This window comes from Thermosporothrix sp. COM3, from assembly GCF_059696735.1.
The window spans coordinates 980,465-1,004,933 of sequence record NZ_AP019376.1; the positions used below are offsets into that span (position 1 = coordinate 980,465).

16 protein-coding genes and 1 pseudogene are annotated in these 24,469 nt (G+C 54.8%); 7 read left to right on the forward strand and 10 right to left on the reverse strand.

All coding sequences use genetic code 11. From position 1 onward, the window contains the following. Entirely contained in the window at nucleotides 1-255 is a 255-nt protein-coding gene (locus KTH_RS04235) for a hypothetical protein (RefSeq protein ID WP_111323124.1), read from the reverse strand. A 1-nt stretch (nucleotide 256) separates the two neighbouring features. After that, complete coding sequence (locus KTH_RS04240) at nucleotides 257-1,411, reverse strand: alpha/beta hydrolase family protein (RefSeq protein ID WP_497616617.1); 1,155 nt, start codon at nucleotides 1,409-1,411, stop codon at nucleotides 257-259. A gap of 408 nt (nucleotides 1,412-1,819) precedes the next feature. Here KTH_RS04240 and KTH_RS04245 point away from each other — a divergent pair, with 408 nt between their 5' ends. After that, complete coding sequence (locus KTH_RS04245; protein WP_111323130.1) at nucleotides 1,820-2,536, forward strand: response regulator transcription factor; 717 nt, start codon at nucleotides 1,820-1,822, stop codon at nucleotides 2,534-2,536. Nucleotides 2,537-2,554: 18 nt separating this feature from the next. Then, nucleotides 2,555-4,240: a sensor histidine kinase gene (locus KTH_RS04250; protein WP_497616620.1), complete on the forward strand. Its 1,686-nt coding sequence runs from the start codon at nucleotides 2,555-2,557 to the stop codon at nucleotides 4,238-4,240. A gap of 361 nt (nucleotides 4,241-4,601) precedes the next feature. Here the strand turns inward: KTH_RS04250 and KTH_RS04255 are convergent, their stop codons facing one another. The 3 genes and pseudogenes from KTH_RS04255 to KTH_RS04265 form a co-directional block, all read right to left on the reverse strand. Further along, nucleotides 4,602-7,301, reverse strand: a complete 2,700-nt coding sequence (locus tag KTH_RS04255; protein ID WP_497616622.1) for a winged helix-turn-helix domain-containing protein — start codon at nucleotides 7,299-7,301, stop codon at nucleotides 4,602-4,604. Nucleotides 7,302-7,453: 152 nt separating this feature from the next. After that, entirely contained in the window at nucleotides 7,454-9,655 is a 2,202-nt protein-coding gene (locus KTH_RS04260) for an FUSC family protein (protein WP_497616623.1), read from the reverse strand. A gap of 148 nt (nucleotides 9,656-9,803) precedes the next feature. After that, a pseudogene (locus KTH_RS04265) lies at nucleotides 9,804-10,088 on the reverse strand (DUF427 domain-containing protein); the annotation flags it as partial. 162 nt (nucleotides 10,089-10,250) lie between these two features. On the opposite strand from KTH_RS04265, the gene KTH_RS04270 reads away from it, so the two are divergent. Then, nucleotides 10,251-10,481, forward strand: a complete 231-nt coding sequence (locus KTH_RS04270) for a heavy-metal-associated domain-containing protein (protein ID WP_497616626.1) — start codon at nucleotides 10,251-10,253, stop codon at nucleotides 10,479-10,481. Nucleotides 10,482-10,520: 39 nt separating this feature from the next. Here the strand turns inward: KTH_RS04270 and KTH_RS04275 are convergent, their stop codons facing one another. The 5 genes from KTH_RS04275 to KTH_RS04295 all read right to left on the reverse strand — a co-directional run bounded on the left by KTH_RS04275 (nucleotide 10,521) and on the right by KTH_RS04295 (nucleotide 18,325). Then, nucleotides 10,521-11,051 carry a hypothetical protein gene (locus tag KTH_RS04275; protein WP_497616628.1) on the reverse strand — a complete coding sequence of 177 codons (531 nt, stop codon included), beginning with the start codon at nucleotides 11,049-11,051 and terminating at the stop codon, nucleotides 10,521-10,523. A 240-nt stretch (nucleotides 11,052-11,291) separates the two neighbouring features. Beyond that, nucleotides 11,292-11,483: a hypothetical protein gene (locus tag KTH_RS04280; protein ID WP_111323144.1), complete on the reverse strand. Its 192-nt coding sequence runs from the start codon at nucleotides 11,481-11,483 to the stop codon at nucleotides 11,292-11,294. 82 nt (nucleotides 11,484-11,565) lie between these two features. Further along, nucleotides 11,566-15,750: an MBL fold metallo-hydrolase gene (locus KTH_RS04285; protein WP_497616629.1), complete on the reverse strand. Its 4,185-nt coding sequence runs from the start codon at nucleotides 15,748-15,750 to the stop codon at nucleotides 11,566-11,568. A 475-nt stretch (nucleotides 15,751-16,225) separates the two neighbouring features. After that, a complete protein-coding gene (gene argF / locus KTH_RS04290) occupies nucleotides 16,226-17,239 on the reverse strand; it encodes an ornithine carbamoyltransferase (protein ID WP_246046259.1) in 1,014 nt (337 codons plus the stop codon). A 399-nt stretch (nucleotides 17,240-17,638) separates the two neighbouring features. Beyond that, complete coding sequence (locus KTH_RS04295; protein WP_111323148.1) at nucleotides 17,639-18,325, reverse strand: hypothetical protein; 687 nt, start codon at nucleotides 18,323-18,325, stop codon at nucleotides 17,639-17,641. A gap of 326 nt (nucleotides 18,326-18,651) precedes the next feature. On the opposite strand from KTH_RS04295, the gene KTH_RS04300 reads away from it, so the two are divergent. The 4 genes from KTH_RS04300 (at nucleotide 18,652) to KTH_RS04315 (ending at nucleotide 24,444) form a co-directional block, all read left to right on the forward strand. Continuing rightward, entirely contained in the window at nucleotides 18,652-19,602 is a 951-nt protein-coding gene (locus KTH_RS04300; protein ID WP_111323150.1) for a metallophosphoesterase family protein, read from the forward strand. Nucleotides 19,603-19,757: 155 nt separating this feature from the next. Continuing rightward, entirely contained in the window at nucleotides 19,758-19,973 is a 216-nt protein-coding gene (locus KTH_RS04305) for a hypothetical protein (RefSeq protein ID WP_137686010.1), read from the forward strand. A gap of 260 nt (nucleotides 19,974-20,233) precedes the next feature. Further along, nucleotides 20,234-22,729 carry an FxSxx-COOH system tetratricopeptide repeat protein gene (gene fxsT / locus KTH_RS04310; protein WP_497616632.1) on the forward strand — a complete coding sequence of 832 codons (2,496 nt, stop codon included), beginning with the start codon at nucleotides 20,234-20,236 and terminating at the stop codon, nucleotides 22,727-22,729. Between the two features lie 110 nt (nucleotides 22,730-22,839). Next, complete coding sequence (locus tag KTH_RS04315) at nucleotides 22,840-24,444, forward strand: FAD-dependent monooxygenase (protein WP_111323156.1); 1,605 nt, start codon at nucleotides 22,840-22,842, stop codon at nucleotides 24,442-24,444. The last annotated feature ends 25 nt before the right edge of the window (nucleotides 24,445-24,469 follow it).

Below are 24,469 nucleotides of genomic sequence, written 5' to 3' on the forward strand. Positions count from 1 at the left end.
TCAGCGGTTGAGTCGGAAGGCAGGCACAAAGCGAGCGAGGAGAAACAGGCCCAGGAGCGTCACCCAGAGACTCCACGGTGTGGCGAAGGGTGTGCCCAGCAGCCAGACGCCGAGCCAGCCCGCTGACAGCGCAAGACCACTTCCAGCCAGTAATAACCGCGCAGACTTGCGTCCAGTTGCGGCGGCTATCAGCAGTCCGAGCACTGCGCCCATCGCAACCCAGAGACCGGAAAGAACGAGGAAGTGTGATAGCATGCTAGAGTCCTCCTGAATGCAGTATTTTTGTGAGCAGAAAAGCAAGCGTACTGCCATCTGAAAGCAGTTGCAATGTGCTGAAGTCCGGGCGCACTTCGACATGATTGAAGATCTGTACTTCCAGGTAATCATAGGGATGATGCAGCTTGTCAAGCGCCTTTGCAAAGTCGCGCGACTCAGTAAAGGGCAGGGCGGTATCATGGCGATCGTGTACCAGATAGACGGGCGCCTTGAGCTCCGGTAGCACCCGTTGAGGCGAGAGGGCATCTATCTGCTGGCGCGTCTCGGGTGGCAGGATTGCAATATCGGCTTCCACCGTGTGCGGGGAACGGCCTGTCAGCAGCCTGTAGATCGCGCGGGCCTCAGGAGAGAGTCGCTGTAGCTCTTGCTCGCTGAGCGGTGTGGCACCGTCTAGCAGAGCCTCGCGAAGCGTCTCACGCTCCTCGAAAGAAGCGAGGGTGGGGATCAGCATATTGCCAAGCACCTGAACCGCGAACGGTATCGGCTCCCAGGGCTCCTTGAGGCCATCAAAGGCAAGCGAGCGATAACCAAAAGCCCGCAGGGTGGTCCAGGTGTTGAAGTAGCCACCAAAGTTGACCACAAAGGCCACCTGATCCCGGATACGCGCGTCTGCCGCGCCAAAGCAGGCAAGCGGAACGCCCGCACTAAAGGCGATAATACCGCTTCTCTGGCCGCGCAGTTCGGGTCGGCGAGAGAGCGTCTGAAATGCCTGCACCACAGCGTCGGTATCATCGACAGAGATCGAGGACTGAATGAGTGTCGGTGTGGTCATCGCCATTACCACGACGCCCGTTCTGGCGATCGCTTCCGCGAAATTGAGCAGCTCGGGTAGCTTGCGATGATCGCCCGCGCCGGGAATCAGCAGCACGCCCTGCCGTGTGCCAGCGTCAAGCGGTTGAGTGGTTGGCACAAAGAGATCCAGATAGGCCGGACCGCTTCGGGAATTGATTGTTTGTGTAATATGGGTGATCGGTTCACCTGCTATTTGTAATGGGGCAGGTTGGGATGACATAATAAATGCTGGAATGAGAAAGGTGGTGCGGAGTGCAGCCCGCCCCCAGGGGATGAGGGAGCAACTCAAACCGAGGAGGAAAAGCGCGAGAGCAAGCGTCCGAGCCAGAATGCGACGCCGCATGTAGCGCGCCTTTGTGCCCGTTCCTGTATCCCTGTTTTTTGTGTCCATTATACAATACTTCCAATACTTCCAATACTTCCAATATTTCTCTGGTGTCTCATTCGATTTCTTCTTGCACTGAATAGAAAAAAGTATATCAGGAAAGCCCTATCCGAGGTCTGGGTCATTTGCCCTATCTCTTCTTTCTTTTTGTCCCCTTTCCCGGAATCGTTCGTATATGTGTAGTGACAAGCGTAGTGGGATGTGTTGAGTGGCAAAAGGGATTGATGACAAATGGTCAAATTGTCATGAAAAGCCGGGTAGATTGTCAAAAATTTGTCGCAAGTTTGTCTCAACGTGTACATTCGAGGTATAGGCGGTTCCTTAAAGCTCTATTTTGCGATACTATTGAGAGGTGGAGAGTAACATATGTCGAATGCAGTGGAAGATATAGAAACTGTACTTCTTGTTGAAGATGAAGCGGATCTGGCGCAAGTCGTCTTGCGGGAACTGGCGGCAGCAGGCTATCGGACCTATCATGCAATAGATGGAATAAAAGCATTGGAGATGCATGAGCGCTATCAACCCGATGTGGTGGTGCTGGATTGGATGTTGCCGCGCCTGAACGGACTTGAGGTGCTGCGCCGTTTGCGCCAGAAATCCGCGACCCCTGTTTTGATGTTGACGGCGCGAGGGGAGGAGACTGATCGCGTGCTCGGGCTTGAACTGGGCGCTGACGACTATTTGACCAAGCCGTTTAGCTTGCGTGAACTGGTCGCTCGTGTCAGGGCGCTTCTTCGCCGTTCCGAGTTGATTCGGAAAACGTTGAAGGCCGACCGGCAGCAGGTCAGCGAGAAGCTGCGTATCAAGACGCTTGAACTTGATCCACAAACGCATCAGGTCACGCTGGATGGGGTGTTGCTCGATTTGAGCCCGACTGAATTTGAATTATTGCAACTATTAATGCGCAGTCCGGGCCGGGCATTCAGCCGCTCATACCTGATAGAGACGCTCTGGAGCGGGACATACGTCGGCGGCGATCGCTCGGTTGATAACGTCGTGTTGCGCCTGCGGAAAAAGCTTGGCGCTGTAGGCAGCGTTATCGAAACGGTCTGGGGCATTGGCTATCGATTACGTAGCGAATAAGAAGGGTACTGAAAACGCATGAGGGCACAGAACGTGAGGAAAAAGATAGCAGGCCAGCTCTTTCATGTGGGGCTGCTGCGTGCAGCGCTGGAAATGATCATTTTTCAGGTGTTGTTTGTTGTATGTTGGACGTTCCTTTTCCATGATAGTAGTAAGGTAAACATGGATGAGGCCTCTATCTCATTTTTCATCTTCTTTAGCCCGAGCAGTATACTGGTTTTTTCGCTTCGCTGGAGGCTTCAATACGGGAACATGAGGCTTTTGAAGCGCCTGCTCTATGAATGTGGAATCGCATGCCTGTTATTCTTTTTCTTCTGTGGGGTAGTTGCTTTGCTCTTTTACGTGCCAATTGTCGAACAGACCCTGTTGCCGCTTTCCCAATCGGCGGAGAGCTATCAAAGCGAAGCACGCAGCGTCATGCTCTTTCTGGGTATTGCCAATGCCATCTGTTGCGCAGCCTTCTTCCTGTTTCTGCGTGTGGCCTCGCGGGCGCTGATCTACTGGAACCGTTTGCGCCGTCAGCATTTGAGCTGGTCGTTGACCCATGCCATTTTGATGGTGCCGTTGTCCTGCCTCTTCTTTGTCTTTCTGCTCGTTGGCTTCGTATCCATCTGGTCAAGCGCGGAGACGCAGCTACCATCAGCACAGGCTCCACTTGCCATTGTGCTGATACTGCTTATGTTCTTCTTTCTCTCGATGATGGTGATCGTGTTCCTGTTGCCGGTGGCGGCGATCTTTTCGCACTTCTTTGTCTCGAAGACGACGGAGCGCCTTGAGCTGCTGGTTGCGGCGGCTGGCATTCTCCGTTCTGGCGATTATCGCATCCGGGTGCCTGTGCAGGGTGAAGATGAGGTGGCGCGTTTGCAAGCTGACTTTAACGCGATGGCTGCCGCGCTCGATCAGACCATGCATGAGCTTCAGAACGAGCGCGATAATGTGGCCCGTTTGCTTAACGAGCGCCGCGAGCTGATTGCCAATGTATCGCATGAGCTTCGTACGCCTGTTGCGACGATTCGTGGCTATCTGGAATCGTCGCTGAATGCGTGGCAACAGGAGCCGCCTGCAACGCTCAAGCAGGATCTCGAAACGATTGAGATGCAGACTATTCGTCTGCAAACGCTGATCGATGATCTCTTCACCCTCTCACGTATGGAGGTTGGCAAGCTGGCGCTGCGCTGTGAGCCAATCAATATTGAACTGTTGGTGCAGCGTGTGGTGGATACAGTCAAACCGATTGCGTGGCGGGGACGGCGTATTGAGCTGATTGGCGAGGTCAGGCCGCATCTTCCCTATGCGCTGGTCGATGAGAGCCGGGTTGAGCAGATTATCCAGAACTTGCTTAATAATGCCATGCGCCATACCTCTCCGGGTGGTATTATTGCGGTGACCGCCGAGCCGCATCGTGATCAGATCATGATTCAGGTGAAGGATACGGGCGAGGGGATCGATCCTCGTGAACTGAAGCACATCTGGGATCGCTTCTATCGTACGGAGAAATCGCGTCAGAAGCCCGCTTCTGGTACTGGTCTCGGGCTGGCTATTGTGAAGGATTTGACTGAGGCAATGGGCGGCACGGTATCAGTTGAAAGCAGGCTGGGCGAAGGAACCTGTTTCACGATCCTGTTGCCGAAGGCAGGCAGAAATACCAGCATTCTGGATACCGCGCCTCTCATATCGATTCCTACGTCCTCACGCGGCCAATAAGGGGCGTAGGGACTACAGCAAGGGGTACCAGGCCTTCTATGCGCCATTTTGAGGCTCAAACATGTCTCTTGCTGGTTCACACCTACCTGGCTCCTTCCAGCAACCATTCATCCAGAGGGTTCCTGTATCGTTGGAGCGTTTGCTCTGTGTGCCTCTGAACGAGTGATGGCTGCATCTGTTCCAGCGTTTTTCCCGCAATACAGGAAAAACTCCCTTGCATAGAAAATTGCTAGTAGAAGCAGGACGTTCTCAGTGCGAGAAGAAGGAGCTTTGACGTAGCTGCCATTGCCTCGCTGTTTCTACAGTATGCCACTATACGGGCGTGACGAGCTAACGGCAGAGATTGCCTGCTCGCCTCGCTTTACAGGCTGAGCAGGCCAGTTTGTCGCGCTACCTCAATAGCCTCCTTCCGACTATTAACGTTGAGCTTGCGGAAGATACTTTTCACCTGGGTCTTGATGGTATTGATAGAAACGACCAGTTCTCGGGCGATCTCGGGATTCGAGAGATTTGCGGCAAGAAGGTGAAGCACACGCTTTTCCTGTGCACTCAGCGGCTCTATCAGCACAAACCGATTGGTGCGGTGGCGCTGCTCTGTGGGCTGGAGCCTGGTAAAGCCTTGCTGAAGTGTGCGCACATAGGTTGCAAGCGGTTTGTCGCGAAGCTCTGCACTGAGGGCCGAGAGCAGCAGTTTGAGTGCCTCGCCTTCATTCAAAAAGATGCGCTGGAAACCCTCTTCCCGGGCCAGTTCAAGCGCATGCAGAAGCGTTTGTCTGGCCTGTGTCTGCTCTCGCATCTGAACATATGCCAGCGTCTTGAGCAGCAGCAGTCGGAGCTGGCTCTCAAGCGCTTGTGCCTGTGGGCGAGCCTCGATCAGGGCGAGGACTTCCTGAGCTCGTTGCTGCATAAGAAGCAGGCGTGCCATGATGAGAAAGTCGATCTCTTCCTGTTGCAGGAACGGTCTTCGTTCGTTGAAGAGCTTGCGTGTTGCGCTGATCCGCCTGATAGCTTCAGTGTCACCCTGAACAAAGGCGATCTGCGCGTGAATGGCGTCGATATTCGTGAGAAGCAAGTGCGGCTTCATATGTACTGAATGGGGATGAAGCGCCGTCAGGAGTTCACGGGCGGCCTCGTGCTCTCCCCGAGCATAGAGAATTTGTGCCTGGAGCAGCGTGGCAGGCTGAATGATATACTCCTCAACCATACGCTCTCCAAGCATCGGGCCGTACTCTCTACCGAGATCAAGAGCCTGAGAGATATACTGTTCTGCTGCTTCCAGCTCGTTCCACTCATAGAAGATGCTTGCGAGCCCGATGAAAGCCTGCGCCTGGTCGCTGACGTCGTCCTGTGCGGCCTCTATTACCTGGTGGTACAACTGGTCCGCTGTATGTAATTTTCCCTCTTGCTGGTAGGAACTGGCAAGCAGCGAAATGGTCGCGCGCTCGCTATAGGGGTTGTTTGCCCGAATACTGGCCTCACGCGCCTGGAGAAAGTATGCTCTGGCCTCTTCATAGCGATTTTGAAGCTGCTGCTCGGTGCCGATAATAATCAGGCAAGCGCAGCGGAACTCATGGGCATCTTCAGGCAGGTGAGCAAGCGCACGATGGGCATAAGCGATCGCCTGACCTTCGTTGCCCTGCCAGAGGGCGATCTGTGCCCGTACCGACTCAATTGCTCCTGTAAACTCATTTGGTTCGCCGGGGGGTTCGGCCAGTGACAGCACCTGCTCCACAGGCTCAAGGATGGCTGGTGAGCTACGATCGAGTGTGTAGAGCATGGCGAGGGCGAAGAGCAGGCAGAGGTTCGGATGCTCCTGTAGCGTTTCAGCGGGTATCTGGCGTAGCCAGCGGTAGCGCGTATGGAGCTCGATCATATTCTGTTGCAGCGAGAAATGCCGCTCGATCATGACGGCGGCGTGCTTGACATTGCCCGCGGCCAGCGCTGCTTCAATAGCCTCTGGATACAGTTTCTGCTCCTCATACCAGTGACTTGCACGCGTATAGAGCTTACAGAGTTCAGCCGTGCCGAGGCGGCGCTGTGCAATATGCTGCATTGCTTCGGCAAAGAGGGCATAATAACGATACCACTGGCGTTTGTCATCAAGCGGCAAAAGGAATAGATTACTCTGTTCGAGTTTTTCAAGCAACTGCGCACTGTCGGCTCTGTCCGTGACGGCATCACAGAGCGAAGCATGCAGACGAGTCAGGATGCTGGTCTGAAGAAAGAAGGTCTGAAGCGCTTCGGGCTGGGTTGCCAGTACATCTTCTTCAAAGTAATCAAAGATGTGCCGATGGGTCCCGGAGAACGTCGTGTAGATGCGCTCGATTTCCCGCTGCTCGGTGTGGCCTTGTAGCGCCAGTGCGAGCAGGCGGAGCCCGGTTGGCCAGCCCTCAATACGAGCGTGAATGCGTGCCAGCGTTTCGGGTGTGAGCGGAGAAGCCAGCGTTTTCTGTAGAAATGTCTCTGTCTCTTCCAGAGTGAAATAGAGTTGTTCTGCATGGATTTCGTGCATCTCGCCGTGGGCTCGAAGGCGTGCCAGCGGTAAAGGTGGCTCCGCGCGCGTAATCAGCACAAGGTGGAGAGAAGGCGGAAGGTGCTCCAACAGAAACGTCATGGCCTCATGGATAACGGGCAGGTGGATCACATGGTAGTCCTCAAGGATCATGATACCACGCTCGGGGAGCCGCGCCAGCTCATTGATAAACGTCGTCAGCATGCTTTCAAATGAGGGAGGTCGCGCTGCATTGAGAAGATCCAATGCTGCTGTGTCCATCGGATACAGCATCTGGCAGGCTGCCAGCACATAGCGCCAGAAGCGATACGGGTCGTTATCGCCGCTATCGAGTGAGACCCAGGCCACAGGCAGCGGTGCGTGTTGTGCTGCCCACTCTCCAACCAGCGTAGTCTTGCCGAAGCCCGCCGGAGCCGAAACCAGCGTTAACTTGCCCTCAAGCCCGGCATTCAGCAGCTTAAAGAGACGTGGACGCTGAATATGAGCGGCCCGGGCATAGGGAGCGGTCAGCTTGGTGCTCAATAGATCGCTTGATGTGCTTGTATTCATATGCCCCTATCTTAGTTCAACAGCATGCGCATAAAATTTTTCAGAAAAATGGTAAATTTTTTCTCTGTTTTGTAGAAAGTATACCTGTATTGCAGAAGAATGTCAACAAGATGCAGGAAATTGCCACTGTATAACTATTTCTTTTTCATCGGTTATGACCGCTTGCTCAGAAGGTTGTGAATAATGGAGATATTATCAATAATATGCTTGATCTCGGTTACCAGCAGGTATCTGGCTGCTCGTTCTTCTTCGGTGAGATGCCTGACTTTGCGCCATCGTTCCAGGGTGTCAAGCTCCTCCTTGAAGGAAGGAAGCGGCGCAGGAGAACGCTGCTCCTTGATCGCGTGCACAAACTCCTGTAGCGCCGTATCGACGCGCTGTCTGAAGGGCTCAAGCTCCTCACAGACCTGCACAAAACGCTTGTTTAAGAGCGCACCTTCGAGAATAAGGGCGCTCCCGGCGATATTGTCAGCGGCCTGTAATGTGCCATCGATTGCGGCTGAATTCAGTGTATGAGGGAATGGTTCATTCCTGGCCCGCTGAACCGATGTTTCCGCATTGGAACGAGAGAGCCGTGTTTCTGTTTGCGCCTTTTGCAGATTCACTTCATTATAGGCATCTGGATTCTCAATCGCTTTTAATACCGCTATTAGATAGGCATTCAGGCAGCTCAGGCGATCGGCTATGTTGTCTGGAATCTGCCGATATTCCCAGGTCGGCCAGATGAAATAGGCCAGCATGGCAAGTGTGCCGCCAATTGCTGTATCAAGCGCCCGGAAAAGAGCCAGATCGAGCGGTTGGGGCGTGACAAAGGCCAGCATGAGCACAGTCATGACAGTTACCATCAAAGAAAAGCTGCTATAGTTGGCATAAAGGAGTGCATAGGCAACATATGCGAAGAGAATAAGAAAAATCACGTGGAGAATCGGGTGTGGATCGGTTACCGCGATCACGAATGTGGTGATGACCGCGCCAAGTATGGTCCCGAGGGCTCGTGCAAAGCCGCGTGAGAGGGTTGTGCTCCAATCCGGTTTCAGTACAAGAAGCGTGGTCAGCGGGATCCAGTAACCGCGCTGCAAAGGCAGGGGGATCAGCCGATACAGGGCGGTGGCAAGCGCCAGAGTGACCCCGAGCCGGATTGCGTGACGGAACGCCGTTGAGCGAAAGGATAGGTTGGCTTTTAATGTACTGAGCGGGTCGCGCAGACGCAGGTAAGGCTGTTCTGGCGTTATCAGTTTGATCGATGCCGTTTGCCCGGAGCGCCATGCCCGAGCGAGCTTCCGAGCGTAGTGAAGCTGATCCCGAATGCTCTCTGCCAGGTTCAGGGGTTGCTGAACATCAACCACTGTCTCTATCTGGGAGGGTTGCTTGCGGAGCCTTGTCAGCGCTTGCTTGATAATGTAATGTTGCGGGACCAGACGCAACCAGGGAGATTGTGGTTCCAGAATATGGGCAATCTGACCGAGCATGATTGAGCTTGCCTGAAATACCTGCTTGATTGCGTCGGCCTGTTTGCGGGTCTCGTTTCGTTCGCGGTACAACTGTTGAATCTGGTCAAGCTGGAGCAGACAAAGCCGGATTCTCTCGCCCGCTTCCAGCAAGGCCGCGCTCAGCTTTTCTTTGCGGCTCTTGAGCTTGCTTTCTGCCAGAACATTCTGAACTTTCAGCAGGCTTTCGCGCACGTTGCGCCCGAGCACCTCGTCAGCGGGTTTGGCGGCGTAATCAGCCAGATCGCGATAGAGTGCCGCCATACTTGAGCGCTCGGTTTGTGTACCCGGTAGCGGCAGCGGAATGAGCGCAAGCAAGGTTTGCCAGAACGCGCCGATCAGCGTCAGGAGCGCTTGCAGAAAGGCGTGAAGCGGGTCGGTGGCGAAGCGTGTGAAGAGCAACATCGAGAGTGTGCATTCAAGACCGACGAGTTGCGCTACCTGTCCGAGCGCAACCATCAAGCCGCCGCCTATGCCCCAGATGCCAGCGGCAAGAACGCAGAGAATGGGAGAATTGCCGATAAAGCTTCCAACAAAAGCGGAAAAGGAAAATCCGATACAGGCATAGATCAGAATGCGCTTTCGCACTCGTGAGGCGGAGGTCATGCCAATTGTACCAAGCAGTGAGGCGCCGGCAGCGATCGCCACACCTATCGGAATTTGATGGGTTACGAACCCGAGCACCAGAGGGACCGCGAAGCCAAAGACGCTGCGTATGGCCGGAAGCGCCATGATCTGCGAACGGTTAAACGACAGTATCCGCTTTCCAGCCTCTTTCATCGCAGGGGCCCAGGCGCTTTGACCGGTTCGAGTCTGATAAATAAATGGCTTATACTCGTTTTTGTCCCGTTTTGTTATCCGTTGCATTTTCCCCTCTATTGCCCTCAGTTAGAACTGCTTGCGGCCTCTCTTCTTAGCATACGATGCAGCCCTATTCATCGGTGACAGCTTGCTTCGATTTTTTGTGCAATCCCTGTGGAGGGCATGAGGGGAAAATGAGCACAGCGAGAAGCTGCTACGGCTCAACGGTGACGCCATGCCAGAATGCGATATAGCCCGCGATCTGGCTTGCAGCGGGTTTCGGGGAAGGGTAATACCACGCGGCATCGGGGTTCTGTTTCCCGGCTACCTCGACGGTGTAATAGCTGGCCTCCCCTTTCCAGGGACAATGTGTATGTGTATCGCTTGGTTTGAGATAGGCAAAATTGACGGTATCTGGCGGAAAGTAGTAATTTCCTTCTACCACTTCGCACTGATCGCTTTCTGCCAGCAAGGCGCCATTCCAGTATGCTTTCATCTGTTTCTCCTTTCGTTTCCTGCCTTCAGTATATCATTTTTGCGTATGGCTCATGGGCCAAAATGGGAAGAAGAAAGGGCCGCGAAAATACAGACTGATCCTGATAGCGTTCTGTTTGCGGCTGCTCTATACTGAGAGAAAAGCGGTAATGGAGGATTTCAAGAAATGATGCAGACAAAAGTATTGACGCTGCCGAAGATCGGGTGTCAGGGGTGCATGAAGAAGGTAGTTCGTGCGCTAGAAACGTTACCCGGTCTCGCGGTCGTACAGACGGATGTCTCAAATAAAGCCGTCACGATTCAATTTGACGAGCAAGAAATAACTCTGCCGAAGATTGCCGATGTACTCGGGCAGATAGGTCATACTATCGCCGGGGAGGCGGCAGGTATCCAGTAAAGAACGATGCCGCCTCACAAGCGGCACCGCTCTTTTTCTCTATTGTTGCTTGTCGAGCCTGGAGCGTAGCGCCATCGGGCCGCTGTACATCCACTCGGGGACGTAGTGGTTGAGCCCCTGGCGAAGCAGCCGCACCTGAGCAGGCGAGCAGGTGACACAGAGCATCGGGCCATTGTCTCCCCGTACATATTCCATTGGGACCGCGTACACTTCGCGTTGCCAGGTAATCGGTTTCTTGATCTCGGCGGGCATGCTATGCAGGTCGGCCTCAAGCGCCTCTAACAGCAGAAGCACCTGCTTTGTGGAAAGTGTGTTATCAACGAGAAGGACTTCCTGCCACTCTTTGTTTTCGTCTGGAATCGCCAGGCAGAGTATGATTTTGTTTGTCATGGTCTCTGTATCGATGGTGCCATTTTCGATATAGTACCCGCTGATACGCCATGCTGGCATATGCACTTCATCTCCGCAGGTGCACGGATCACAGTCGCAGGGATTGCAGGGGCAAGCACAGCGGCGCGCTCCGAATATATCACCCTTCAGCCGATAGTGGATGCTGACGCCTGACTTCATGCAGTCGTTTCTCCTTTCCTGAGAGCGGATAACCGGTACATGGTGGAAATACAAACAGTATTCCACGGAAAAGGTAAAAGCGCCTTTCTTCCCGGAATGGCAACAGAATACGTGGGACTGGGAGCTACACAGATCAATATTCAGGTTTCTATGAACATGGTAACATAAATAGATACAATATGAAAGGGATAAAAAAGCGGTCGGCGCTCATTACGAGTACCGACCCTGTGAAAAAAGCAGCTAATGTTTTTTCGTTTTTTCCTCGATCCTTTTGGCATATCCCGGGTCCTTCATGGTCTCAGGATCGGTTGCCATACCAGCATGGGGCTGCTTGACCTGCTTCTTGACATCTTCCTGCGGATGGGCACGCCGCTCCTTTTCATTGGCGTGTTTTTTCTCCTGGTCGATTTTCTGTTTCTCTCTTTCTTGCATTGTAGAACTCCTTTCGCGCCAGAAATGTCGTCTTTTTGCGCATTCCTCTGTAGCTGTCACGAAGCAGCTAGCAAGAGGCGTTTCAATATCCCGGTGCCTGAGACGACAGGGAGTTCTGTGACAATGTATCTGAGTATGTCGATGTTATTTCAGCTACATGCACATGCCAGCCTGTATGCTTTTCCAGCTCCGCAAGCAGAGCCGCATCGAGCAGCTTGCGGGCGTGCCGGAGGTGAATACGAAGCGAACGTTGTGTGGCATCTATGCTGATCTGCTGAACAGGAATACCCCGCTTCCCGAGCTCGTCGAGCAGGAAGCCCTGCGCTTCCACCTCGCTCATCTGGCCCTGAGCCGTAATATGCAGGGCGGGCTTGCCGGTACAGGTGATATGCAGCTCCCATCCGGTCTGGGCCAGAAATTCCTTCTGAATCTTCTGGAGCTCTTCATGCTTCATCGTCCCGGTGCAACTGACGCGCAACAGTTGTTGATCGCGTTGAATCGCCTTGCTAACAATGAAGATGCCATCAGGAAGCAGGCGCTGCGCCGTCTCTAGAAGCGCTCTTGGCTGTACGTCCTCGTCTATCTTCACCTGCCAGCCTGTTTCCCGGGCGAGTTGCTGGAGCTGGGCCTTATAGCGCTCTCGGGCGCGTTCCGGAAAGTAGAAAGCCAGCCAGATGGTGTGTGAGCGCTCGTCCGCACTGATCTGATAGAGGTCGGGAGCATCGGTAAGGACGGTGAAGACGTGCCCCATCGCCTGAATGCGTGAGGTGTGAGGCGTGTCCTCGTGCTCATTCTCGGCCAGCAATGAAGGCTGCAAGACAAGCGTCCAGCCCGTGGCTTCCTGGAATTGCTGTTGTACCTGCTCGATCTCTTCCCGTGCTGCCTCTCCCGCGCATACAACCCGTACTTCCTGCTTGTCCTGAAGAATCGAGAGGAGCGAGGTGCAGATCAACCCGCGAGGCAGCAGCCGTCCGACCAGATCTTTGATTGCGGGAACATGCGGGAACGGATGCAGACGCACATGCCAGCCGGTCGCAGCCGCCACAGAAGCGAACTCAGCGCTATATCGTTGCTCGGCAGTATCCGGGAAGCAGAAACGTGGAACAAGCGTACAGGTCTCGTTTTCGACGCCTACGCGCACATAGCCCTGAAGGTCGCCAAGCTTCTGCTGTGCGTATTGCAGGGCTGCCGTCATTTCCATAATCCCCGGCTCTACCGGCATGGGGGGTGCTGCTTTCTCTTTCGGGCGTGTCGAGTCGGGAATGTGGATCAGGGAGAGGCTCCATCCCGTTTGTGCTCGAAATGCATGCATCGTTTCGCGTAACCGCTGATGGGTGCTCTGGCCGCGATAGAAGAGCCGAACGAGCTTCCGCGGGGCGATGATTTCGAGCGAGCCGGAGATTTGCAGCTCTTCGGGCAACAGGTCCCGTGCCTGCTCAAGGAGATCCTCGTTGAGTGTCTCGGGACTGATCGCAACGTACCAGCCTGTTTGCTCGGTGAGGGCCTGAAGGCGATGTTTTTGCTGTGCCCCGGCGATATCGGGGAACTGGAAATGCAGGGTCAGGGTGCGAGTTGTCTTGTCCACCACCACTTTCTTGAAGTCGGGGAGTTGCATAAAAGTCTGTTCTGCACAGTAGCGGGCCTCTTCTGGTGGCAGCACTTTACAGTCAGGAGGCGGTGCAATGGCTCCAGGGGCCGACGTACGGTCAGAGGTAAGCGAGGCGCCGGCAATGCTCAGTTTCCAGCCGGTCATTTCCTGGAAGCGAGCGCAGGCCTCAGCCAGCGCGATTCTGGTCGTCTGCCCGCTTGTATTGAGGTGGACTCGCTGCTGATTGTAGTAAATGGACGGGTTGCCAATCAGCGTCAGCCCGGCGGGAAGCACCTGTTGTGCCGCCTGCTCCATTGCCTGCTGATGCGGCTGTGGCGAGATCGCGATAGGCACGCCTGCTTCTTGTTGCGCGATTTGCAGGACTTGCTGATACTGCTTCCGTGCGATTTCAGGGAAGTGGAAGCTCAGCGTTACCTTGCCGGTTGTCGGGTTAAAGCTCTTGCGGTAAAGGTCGCTTGGATGCCCGATATGACTTTCGATAATCTGAAAGACAATATCGCGTGTCGGGATCTCACGCCGTTCGGTGGCCTGTCGCCAGTTGGGCGCGATGGTGTAGTGTGTTGGTCCCTCTCCCTTCAGAAACGATTGATGGGCATAGAAGATGTGCGGATTCTGGCGTACAAGCCCTGCCACGGCCAGACGGGCGGCGGGATCGGTGGGTGAGAGTCCCACGAGCTCACACAGCTTGCCCAGATGATAGGTGCGACTGTCCTGACATTGGAAGGCGAGCTCTTTGGCCGAAAGTCCCTGGCGAATGGCGCGTGCCTGATGGGAGAGATGGGCCAGATATGAGGGCACCTGATCCCCCTGGATATGCTCAGGAAGCGGTCCGAGCACATCGAGAATAGCGGAATAGGCGTAGCGTCGGCGGCGCGAGATTCCGGGCGCGAACTCGACGCGGACCGAGGCGCTCGGTACCAGGCCATGACAGAGCCCGGGCTGCGCCTGCCCTGGCGCGACCTGAATCAGCAAGATCTGCCCGATGACCTGTTCGCGTATTGATTCCGAGAAGGGATCGTTGCCGGTCCCACGGACCCAGAACGCTTCTTCCAGGATGTAGAGCGGCGCGAAGTAGCGGTGATGGCTATCCTGAGAGAGCACGTGGAGGATACGGCTTGTTGTCTCCTCGGTTGCTTCACCGTCCCAGATGCGGGCAAGCTCGCGCACGGTGACGATGCGCAGGCCAGGTGTTTGCGAGACGACGCGCCAGAGCTGTTCCAGATGCGCCGCTTCAAAGGGTGTACCGCGTCCGATGCCCTGCGGAGCCATATCAATCGGGTGCGCTTCCGCTGGTTGCAGCGGTTGCGTGTTATGGGTAACCGTCAGCATCTGTCCGTTAGCTGGCAGGATCACATCAGCTTCGCTCAGGCGAGCCTTTAGCGCGGTTCTGGCCTCATTGCTGCCATGCACAAGGGCGATCCGGCGAGCCTGCAATGAAGAGGCATATGCGGCCAGTTCGCCGCTGTCCGCATGGGCCGAGAGGTAATAGCGAGACACCTGACAGCGCACCTGGAGCTGTTGCCCGTTGAGTTCAAGCGTATCGTTCTGGCAGTCGGCGATGTCCAGCAGCCGCTTGCCCGGCGATTCCTCGTCCTGATAGCCGGTGAGCAGGATGGACGAGGTCGGATTGCTGATCAGCCGGGAGGCGTACCACATGCTAGGACCGCCTGTGAGCCTGCCCGAGCTGGAAATGATACAGGCGGGCGGGCCCGAGAGGATGCGTTCGCGTTCGGGATCATCGCGTACAAAAGTAATCAACTTACCGGCAAAGGGATAGTAGCCCTGGCGCATCTGGCGCTGAAGCCGTGGCGTGAGGGCTTCGGGAAGCAGATGATAAGTGGAGCAGATGCGGCGTACCATGCCATCCACATAGAGCGGAAATTCAGGAATATGCCCCTGTCGCTGTGCCTCGACAAGCAGAAGTAGCGCTTCCTGTCCGCGTCCCAGGCCGAAGCAGGGAATCAGTACATGACCACCACGTGCGATGCCATCAGCGACCGCCTGAAGAAAGCGCTGCTCTTCAGCCTGACGGTTGGCATGTAAGCGGGCTCCATAGGTCGATTCGAGAATCAGCAGATCAGGCGAGGGCAGTGGCGGCGGGACCGCTCCGGGAACCGTTTGCTGATCCGTGACGCTAATATCGCCGGACACAATCAGGGAGCCATCGGGAGCCGCAAAGCCAAAGCTGACCGCGCCCGCGATATGTCCGGCAGGGCTGGCAAAAATTGATACATCCGGCAATTCTGGCACGGTGACGAACTCTCCGACGGGCAGTGGACGAATCTGGTTCAGCATATTGCCAACCAGCTCGGCGGAGTAAAGGGGCAGTTCCATTTCTTCGGCGGCTCTGCGCTCCATGATTTTCAGCGAATCGGCAAGCATGACCTCGATGAGGAGTCCGGTCGCTCGTGAGGCGTAAATGGGGGCATCCGGGAAGGCTTGATGTACGAGGGGAAGGGCTCCGATATGATCGGTGTGTGCGTGCGTGACAAAAATGGCCTGCACAGGTTTGTCCTGAAGCAAGGCAAGGTCCGGGAGAGCGTCGGCCTGTCGATCGAACTGTACACCTGCATCGACGATGATCCAGCGGCCTGCGAGCTGGAGTGCAAGACAACTGGCTCCTACTTCGCTTGCTCCGCCTATAAAGAGTATATTCATAGGCACCTCCTTGTACGCCATCCGGGCTTCAGTGCTCATGGATAGCGATCTATCTGGAACGTTTCACGGGGCTGTGACTGCCTTGAAAAGGAGGAGAGAAAGGCATACATCTCGCTCCATTGCGAGAGGCTCATTTCTCTTAGGGCGCACCTGCTGCTTCTCTCCCTCTTTTTGAGGTGAGAGAAAGGAGTATGTGTGCGCTCAGGTTGTTCTGGAAAGCAGGGTGCAGATTTTTCTCCTTTCTGACACACTTTCTTCGTGCAGTGCTTCTTTTCTCGGGTTCACTGCCAGACAAAATTCTTCAACGGCTTCCTGAGAAGGAGTGACAATAATGAGTATACCATGAAGTACGGAGAAATATGAGGGCGAAAAAGCGGCAAAGAGGGAGCAAGCAAACGCTGGTCGCCCTTCCCTCTTTGCTTGAAGCAGTTTTTCAATCGGTTAAAATTGAGAGACACACAATGCTGAAAATGAGTTAGAGTTCTCCCAGGGTTGCTACCATGACCGCTTTAATGGTATGCAGGCGGTTTTCTGCCTGATCAAAGACAATCGACGCCTCGGACTCGAAGACCTCGTCCGTGACCTCCATTGCCTCGATGCCATATTGTGCGTACACCTCCTGCCCGAGCTTGGTTTCGGTGTTGTGCAGGGCAGGTAGACAATGCATGAACTTCACATTGGGATTTTTGGCAAGGGCCATCATCTGGCTATTCACCTGATAGGGGAGCATCTGCTTGACGCGCTCGGCCCACAGCTCGGGAGCCTCACCCATCGATACCCAGACATCGGTGTGGATATAATCGCAGCCCTCAACAGCCTCGGCGGGATCTTCGGTCAGCAGGATTCGCGCCCCGGTCTCGCGGGCGATTGCCTGCGCACGAGCGAGCATGCTTTCCTCGGGCCAGGTCGCACGGGGACCTGCAAGACGGATATCCATTCCCATCTTTGCGCCTCCGATTAAGAGCGAGCAACCCATGTTAAAGCCGACACATCCCAGGAAGCTAAAGGCGATCTCGTTCAGCGGCTTCGATGAATGTTCCTGCATGGTGAGCAGGTCGGCGAGGATCTGGGTGGGGTGGGATTCGTTAGTCAGGCCGTTCCAGACGGGCACGCCAGCATATTGGGCCAGTTCCTCGACGCTTTTCTGTGAGTGGCCACGATATTCGATGGCATCAAACATGCGACCGAGCACACGGGCTGTATCTTTCATGCTTTCTTTTGTGCCGATGTGGCTTCCGTTTGGTCCCAGGTAGGTGACATGCGCTCCCTGGTCGGCGGCAGCAACTTCAAATGCGACACGAGTACGGGTAGAGTCTTTTTCAAAAATAAGAGCGATATTCTTGCCCTTGAGGTACTGTACTTCATTACGGGCATATTTTGCCGCTTTCAGCTCGCTTGCCAGTTGGAGCAGATAGGCAATTTCTCGGGGTGCGTAATCATCGAGTTTCAGCAGATGTCTGCCATGCAGGTTCATGCCTGTCGTCAGCATGCTTTCTACCCTTCCTTCCTTAAAACAATGTAGGCGCTTATTCAGCCGTTCTGGCTGGCTGTGGCTGCATCTCTGAAGAGCGTGAAGCGGCCACCCGATACATCGTTGTTTCGGAGAGGTTATTCGCTTTGTGCTGAGTCGGTTCCTGAAGCCTGTTTCTGAAAATGCGAAACTATCAACCGGCTTTCCCCTTATGAAGAGAGGCGAACGGGTTGATAGCATGGTGAAAGATGTGGCAGCCACAGTGAAGTACTCAGGAATAATGACTCGGTGTCACATCATTGTTGCCTAGTTTGTACCATGAATGGCGAATAAAATCAACCATATACAGGTCATATTTTCTCAGGAGTGCGAAATACTGGCAAAAAAAGCCACGCGTCTTCTTGTTTCTCTTACGCCTTATTCTTCGGGCGGCAACAACGGATGATCTGGTTGCAGGGTGGCGAGCGCAATTTCAAGCTCCTGTGTGCGCAGCTCAAGGCGTTCGATGGTTTCGCTATAGGTCAGCGCGGTCTGTTGCAGGGTCGCGCTGTATTCCTGAAACTGAATGGCGATGTCCTCGGTCAACTGGAGCATTGCCAGCGTATGTATATGGGTGATAAACATGGCGCGCAGAGCCGGATACAGCGGCGATGCACTGCCCGAACGCTCGATAAAAAAGGCCCGCCATGCCTGCTCCTCTGGCTTGAGATGGAAGAGCGGGTTGTTGATCCCGGGAAACGCAAGGTGTGCGCCTAGCTCCATCAGGTAGGTTTGATCCTGCGAGAACGAGTAGTTCAGCGCAAGATTATGCAGTGCCAGCAGGAAAAACTTGCGCACCATCAGAAATTCTTCGGCCTGCTCGGCTGGTGTGAACTGGCTGAAGAAGCTATGATAGGCCTCGCGTGTGCTTTCCAGCCGATATTGAGGGAGGTTGATCGCCGGGAAATCGAGATATTCGGCCAGCACAAAGACATAGGTGTTTTCTGACCGCGCCTGCTCATACTGCGTCCGCGCCGGGAATGTATCTGGCTCAAATGACCAGCCGGGATAGATCACGGTCCGTTTGCTGATCGGCGGTTTCTTGTTTTTCTGGCTATGCAGCATGCTCTTCCAACCTCTTCTTCTCAAAACTGAGTGACGAATTGATACGCTGCTATGTAGTGTAGCATAATCGCATTTTGTTGTGGTAGAGACTGAGAAGAAAATACCAGAAGCACTGGCTGATTTCTTGTGTACAAAGCGAAAGAATAGGATTCAGCTTTTTGTCGAATCTTTTTGCTGAGCTGCACTATAATTGTAGCTCAGCAGAGCTGGAAAAGGCGGCATTGCCTGGTGATAGCTTCCTATTTATACGTATCTATGCTACAATAAGTATAATTTAGTAATCGTTTACTATCGAGAAAAAGTGAGGGAAGGAAGAGCAACGTTCTATGAAAGAGCTGCACCTTGAAGCAGATCAGGGGAAGCCAGAGAAGCCGCTACTTCATTTCTGGGGCCTGGGAGATCTCCATTATCGCGCTACCGATAGCTGGCAGCCGTTGCATCGGCCACGCATGCAGCAGATGTATGAGGACCTTCACGAGATCTGGCAGGCGGAAGGCGAACCTGCGTTCTGTGTCTCGCCGGGTGATATCGCGGATCGGGGGGCACCGATCAATTTTGAGCTGGCGAAGCGCGATATTGCCGCGCATTTGAAACATATTCCCTTCTATCCTGGCCTGGGCAATCACGAATATTTCCTTGAAACCTGGGAGTCAGAGCCGCGCAAGCCCGAGGCATTCACCGAGGCGTGGGGCTTCCCGATTCGCTATGCCTGGACGGCTGGTGACTTTGCCTTTCTTATGCTGGATCAGCCGGTCACGGAGAGCACGGATGTAATCTTTTCACAGGAGGCGCTTGACTTCCTCGATACCACCCTGAGCGAGCATGCCGAGCGCAAGGCGATCATCTTTGCTCATTGCCCGCTGCACAATACGGTGCTGGATCGCGACCCCGAAAAGAACCTTGATGACGACTCGCTTGATCCCTATTTCTTTGTCAGCAATTCTGATGAGGTGCGGGCGGTGCTGGCCCGGCATCAGAATGCGGCGCTCTATATCAGCGGTCACACACATTCGGGTTGGGGTTCGCCACAACTGGTCTGTACCGAGCAACTGGGTGAGCATCCGGTCACCCACCTCAATTTGATGTCGCCCTGGTATACCGGGATGACTGGACCGACCCCAAATCCGGACTGGGACCATCTGATCTATGTCGCGGATACGCCTGACCTGCTGGTCACTTTTGGTTTCTATCTCTACGAGACCAGAGCAATCGTGCGCGCGCGAAGCCATAACACAAAGTGCCGGCTCGGACAGTGGGAGATTCCCCTTTGTCGCTGAGGGGGGTGAGCGAAGGCGTCTACCAAAAAAGAGAGGGAAAATGGCAAAATCGGTTATTATGCTCGTAATATATCTAGACCTGTCGAATAAATCGGGTATAATAAAGGAAATGTTGGAGGCGAAGCGTAGCTGTGCTAACCCCTGGGGAGGAAACGATGAAAAGCATTCGTATTGCCGGGTTTGTATATAGTGTTCAGAATGGCGAATTGACGATCACGACTCCTGAAAAATGTACGTACAAGCTCTCGGGTGAGGAGGCCAACGAGCTGGTTGGTTTTCTGTCCGAGTTTCAAGATCAGTTTCTACCGGAAGTCGAGCTGCCGAACTGGGCGCAACCTGTTATCGAGGCTGATTCGCAAGGGGAAGGGTAAGCGCTCCCCTTTTTGCTCGACAATCTGACAACCATTCTCTCTCTTTTCTTCATGCATATGCATCTATGCATGAAGCCTTTTTCCTACCCTTTTCTTTCCTCTATTCACTTTTAGAGTGAGAGCTTTGCTTATTCCTGTGTTCTATTGTTATTTACCAGTGCTTCTGTTATGCTTTTTGCAATGTAAAAGCGGCTCATTTTGTTATTCTGGTGTAGAGAGGGAAAATCATATTAAATCAGATCTGAAGAGAAAGAAGCGGTATGAACGCCAGCCTGTTTGACTTTTTTGGCAATCGTTTGAAAGCGTATCGACAACGGAGCGGCCTGACGCAGCGCCAGCTCGCGGCTGAGCTTGGTGTACATCGGAATACCATCGGGGCCTGGGAGCGTGGTGAGTATCTTCCTGAAACAAAGGGGATGGTCCTTGAGCTGGCTCGACATCTTCATTTAAACGAGCAGGAGGCTCGTTCCCTGTTGCAGGCCGGGCTCACGGCGCTCTCTCCTTACTGGTTTGTTCCCTATCAGCGGAATGTCTTTTTTACGGGGCGCGATTCCCTGTTGCAGCAGCTTCACGAGAACCTGCGCACGCATGCCTGTTTGCTCTGTGGCATGGGCGGTATTGGCAAGACACAGCTCGCGCTTGAGTATGCCTATCGCTTTTTTTCCGAATATACCGCTCTTTTCTGGCTTCAGGCCGAGTCGGAGGAGAGCCTGCGGGCAAGCCTGTTGAGCGTTGCCGAGCTCCTGGACGTGGGGGAAAATCAGGCGCAAGAAGCGATTCTGGATGCAGTGTTCAACTGGTTGCAGGTGCATCCGGGCTGGCTGTTGATTCTCGATAATGTGGAGGACAGGACAACGGTTGAGCGCTTTTTCTCTCCCGACTATCATGGAACGCTCCTGTTGACGACGCGCTATCAGCAGCTTGCGCTTCCCGCAACGCGTGTTCAGGTTGAAGAGCTGACGGCAGAGGAGAGCTTTGATTTCCTGCGGCAGCGTCTCGGGCTGAAGGAACCGCTGCCTGTCTCGCTTCATGCGGACATTCAGGCGCTGGTCCGGCTGATGGATGGGCTTCCGTTGGCGCTCGATCAGGCGGCGGGCTATATCAGCGAGGCCCATTGCTCGTTACGCTCCTATCTCTATTTGCTGCGCACGCGCCTGATTCCCCTTTTACAGGATCGATCTGAGGGAAGTAGCTACCCATACTCGCTTGTCAGCACATTTGAGCTGGCCTTTGAGAAGCTACAACAGCGTGATCCGCTGGCGGCTGACTTTTTGCTGTGCTGTTGCTGGCTGGTTCCCGATACCATTCCTGTGCGCCTGTTTCGCGAAGGGACGGCCTATGGTCGCACCTCTTTGCGTCGCTTTGTGGACGATGCAAGCCGCATCGAGAGCGTGCTTGAGACGCTGGAGGCCTATTCACTGATTCGGCGCAACGGGTCGACGTTCAGCATACATCGATTGGTCCAGGCAATTGTGCGCACACGTTCCTCGGCTGAGTGGCTGGCCTGTGCGGTGAGGCTGCTTGAGGAGCTCTTTCCACGGGCACTCTCAAAACAAGCAAGCTGGTCCTGGTGTGATACACTGGTGCCGCATGTCTTTCAATTAACTGCTCAGCCCAACCTACCAGAGAAAACAGTATTTGCATCACTGCTGCTCAAATGCGCTCATTATCTGGCCCGGCGCGTGCGTTTCGAGCAGGCGGAGGCTCTGGTCCAGCGAGCACTGCAAATTCAACAAGGCGGGGTGACCGCGATCTCCTATACGGCTCTGGCGGTGCTTCGCTGGCAGCGCGGGCGCTATACGGAGGCCGCACAAATGGTACAGCAGGGATTGGCGGCCTTCCAGGAAGAGAATACTGTTCCCGCTGAAGAGCTTGGAGTGTTTGCTGCTCTGCTTGATGGGCTCGGACATATGCGCGAGGCGGAGGCGTTCTATCGGCGGGCGCTTGCTGCATCCCCGGCTGAGTCGCCTGCTCTGCTGAACAATTTCGCGCTACACTATTATCGGCGTGGGCGCTATGATGATGCGGAACGGCTCTACAGGCGCGCTATTCGGCTTTATGGGCGGGCCCGGCAGGAGACCGATCTTGTGGCGCCGCTCAACAATCTGGCGCTTGTGCGCATTCAGCAGAAAGCATACTCAAAAGCTGAAATGCTCTTAAAGCATGCATTACATCTTCGTGAACGACTTTTTGGCCCTGACCATCCAGCGATCAGCAGGGTGTTAAAAAATCTGGCTCGCTGCTACCAGGGGCAGGGGCGCTATACGGAGGCCGAAGAAGCGCTGTTACGGGCCCTGCGGGTCTACGAGCGCCACTATGGTCCCGAGCATCCCGAGCTCTCACGTCCGCTCAGTGGCCTGGCGCAGTTGTATGTGCAACAGGAGAGGTATAGCGAGGCAGAGGCGTTCTACGAGCGGGCGCAGGTAGTACGTCAACGCGCTCTGGGTTCGCAAGATCCCGCACTTGCTGAGTTGCTGATTCAGCAGGGGCAGGCCCTGGTGCAACAGGGGAGATACAGCGAAGCGGAAACGCTGTATGAGCGGGCCCAGGCCATTCAGCAGCACGCTCTGCGCCCGGAGCACCCCGACGTGATGCGCCTGTCTGTCTGTTTTGCCTATCTCTATCGCCTACAGGGAAGGCAGCAGGAGGCGACGGCGCTCTACGAACGGGCGCAGCGGATAGCATCCCGGCTTGAGCTTACATCGGTCGATATCTATCAGTTGCAGGAGCCCGGCGAGCTCTTTCTACAGGAGTGAGGAAGATCACCCTCCGTTTTCACCTGCACCGGGTGATGTTGTTTCACCCTTTTGCCTATTAAGCTTTCGGTAGTGAAATCGTTCTACCAGAGTTGAAAGGTGTTAATGAAATGGAAGCTCATTTGCAGGAAGAAAAGCAATATCCGGTGGTTGTCGTCGGGGGAAGCCTGGTCGGTTTATCAACAGCGCTGTTTTTGGCATGGCGCGGCATCCCGTCGCTGGTTGTTGAGAAGCACCCGGGAACCTCTATTCATCCGCGTGCCGGCGGGTTCAACGCGCGTACGATGGAGATCTATCGCTCTGTTGGTATGGAGGCGACAATTCGTGCGAACGAGCCCCGGCAGATGCAGGCCAGCGGTACACTGCGTGTCGAGACGCTGGCAGGCAAGGAAATCAACTGGTACACGCATAACATCAATGAGATAGATGACGAGATCACGCCGGTTCGTGGCAGCTTCATCTCGCAGGCGCTGCTTGAGCCACTGCTGTTGGAGCGGGCTCGCGAGCTTGGGGCTGAGGTCCGTTTCCGCACGGAGCTGGTCGCATTTGAGCAGGACGCTGCGGGTGTGACGGTAACGCTTAAGAACCGTGAAACGGGCGCGATACACACTGTCCGTACTTCCTACTTGATCGCGGCAGATGGCTATAAAAGCCCAATGAGGAACGCTCTTGGTATCCCCTTTGACGGGTATGGCAAGCTCTCAGACCATGTGTCGATCTTCTTTGAGGCAGATCTGAAAGAGGCACTGCGTGGGCGTCACTTTGCGGTGTGCTATGTCGATAATCCCCGGGTGCAGGGCGTGCTTGGCATCATGGATGAGACGGCCCGGGAAGCGCTTTTCGCTATCACGGTCCCTCCGGGCGAGACAGTGGAGAGCTACGATCAACAGCGCTGCATTGAGGCGCTTCGTGCTGCAATCGGCATTCCTGATCTGGATGTCCATCTGAAAGCCGTGTTACACTGGGTGCTTGCCTCCAATCTCGCAGAGCGCTATCAGCAGGGGCGCATTTTCCTGGCAGGCGATGCAGCCCATGTCGTGCCGCCTGTGGGGGGCTTTGGCGCGAACACGGGTATTCAGGATGCACATAACCTGGCCTGGAAGCTGGCGCTTGTGTTGAAGGGGGTGGCTTCGCCGGCACTGCTCACGACCTATGAGGCAGAGCGCCGACCCGTTGCTGAGCTGGTTGGCGAGCAGGCGTTTGCGGGCTATGCTGTCCGTATGTCACCGCATGTTGCCGAGCAGGCCAGACATATCCAGCCGATTGATTTCTACACCCTGATGCTGGGCTATCAATATCATTCGGCGGCGATCATCGAGGAGCCCGGCAGCGAGGGACTGCGCTATGAGGCGAATCTGCGTCAGCCGTCATCGGTCCCCGGCACACGTGCGCCTCATGTGGCTCTGGAACGGGATGGACAGCGCATTTCAACGCTTGATCTTTTCGGCGGGGACTTCGTTCTGTTGACTGGCTCGCGGACCTGGTGTGAAGCGGCTGGCACGGCGGCCCGGCGCTTTGAGCTCGATCTTGATTGCTACCTGCTCGGTGCGGATCTTCATGATCTTACGGGAGACTTCTTTAAGACCTATGGTATCACGCCTGATGGGGCGGTCCTGGTGCGTCCAGACGGCTTTATTGCCTGGCGCTCAGCCACAGCAGGAGAGGAGCCAGAAAACACGCTGGCACAGATCGTGACCAGGATCCTTGCTCGCTAAAGGCAAAGGCAGGCGCTATGCACAT

What these genes read in the sequence shown, in the direction of transcription:
- fxsT (WP_497616632.1), top strand. Translation starts at nt 20,234, where the DNA reads ATGAACGCCAGCCTGTTTGACTTTTTTGGCAATCGTTTGAAAGCGTAT.
- KTH_RS04305 (WP_137686010.1), top strand. Translation starts at nt 19,758, where the DNA reads ATGAAAAGCATTCGTATTGCCGGGTTTGTATATAGTGTTCAGAATGGC.
- KTH_RS04315 (WP_111323156.1), top strand. Translation starts at nt 22,840, where the DNA reads ATGGAAGCTCATTTGCAGGAAGAAAAGCAATATCCGGTGGTTGTCGTC.
- KTH_RS04240 (WP_497616617.1), bottom strand. Translation starts at nt 1,411, where the DNA reads ATGCGGCGTCGCATTCTGGCTCGGACGCTTGCTCTCGCGCTTTTCCTC.
- KTH_RS04235 (WP_111323124.1), bottom strand. Translation starts at nt 255, where the DNA reads ATGCTATCACACTTCCTCGTTCTTTCCGGTCTCTGGGTTGCGATGGGC.
- KTH_RS04255 (WP_497616622.1), bottom strand. Translation starts at nt 7,301, where the DNA reads ATGAATACAAGCACATCAAGCGATCTATTGAGCACCAAGCTGACCGCT.
- KTH_RS04245 (WP_111323130.1), top strand. Translation starts at nt 1,820, where the DNA reads ATGTCGAATGCAGTGGAAGATATAGAAACTGTACTTCTTGTTGAAGAT.
- KTH_RS04260 (WP_497616623.1), bottom strand. Translation starts at nt 9,655, where the DNA reads ATGCAACGGATAACAAAACGGGACAAAAACGAGTATAAGCCATTTATT.
- KTH_RS04280 (WP_111323144.1), bottom strand. Translation starts at nt 11,483, where the DNA reads ATGCAAGAAAGAGAGAAACAGAAAATCGACCAGGAGAAAAAACACGCC.
- KTH_RS04300 (WP_111323150.1), top strand. Translation starts at nt 18,652, where the DNA reads ATGAAAGAGCTGCACCTTGAAGCAGATCAGGGGAAGCCAGAGAAGCCG.
- argF (WP_246046259.1), bottom strand. Translation starts at nt 17,239, where the DNA reads ATGCTGACGACAGGCATGAACCTGCATGGCAGACATCTGCTGAAACTC.
- KTH_RS04275 (WP_497616628.1), bottom strand. Translation starts at nt 11,051, where the DNA reads ATGAAGTCAGGCGTCAGCATCCACTATCGGCTGAAGGGTGATATATTC.
- KTH_RS04295 (WP_111323148.1), bottom strand. Translation starts at nt 18,325, where the DNA reads ATGCTGCATAGCCAGAAAAACAAGAAACCGCCGATCAGCAAACGGACC.
- KTH_RS04285 (WP_497616629.1), bottom strand. Translation starts at nt 15,750, where the DNA reads ATGAATATACTCTTTATAGGCGGAGCAAGCGAAGTAGGAGCCAGTTGT.
- KTH_RS04270 (WP_497616626.1), top strand. Translation starts at nt 10,251, where the DNA reads ATGATGCAGACAAAAGTATTGACGCTGCCGAAGATCGGGTGTCAGGGG.
- KTH_RS04250 (WP_497616620.1), top strand. Translation starts at nt 2,555, where the DNA reads ATGAGGGCACAGAACGTGAGGAAAAAGATAGCAGGCCAGCTCTTTCAT.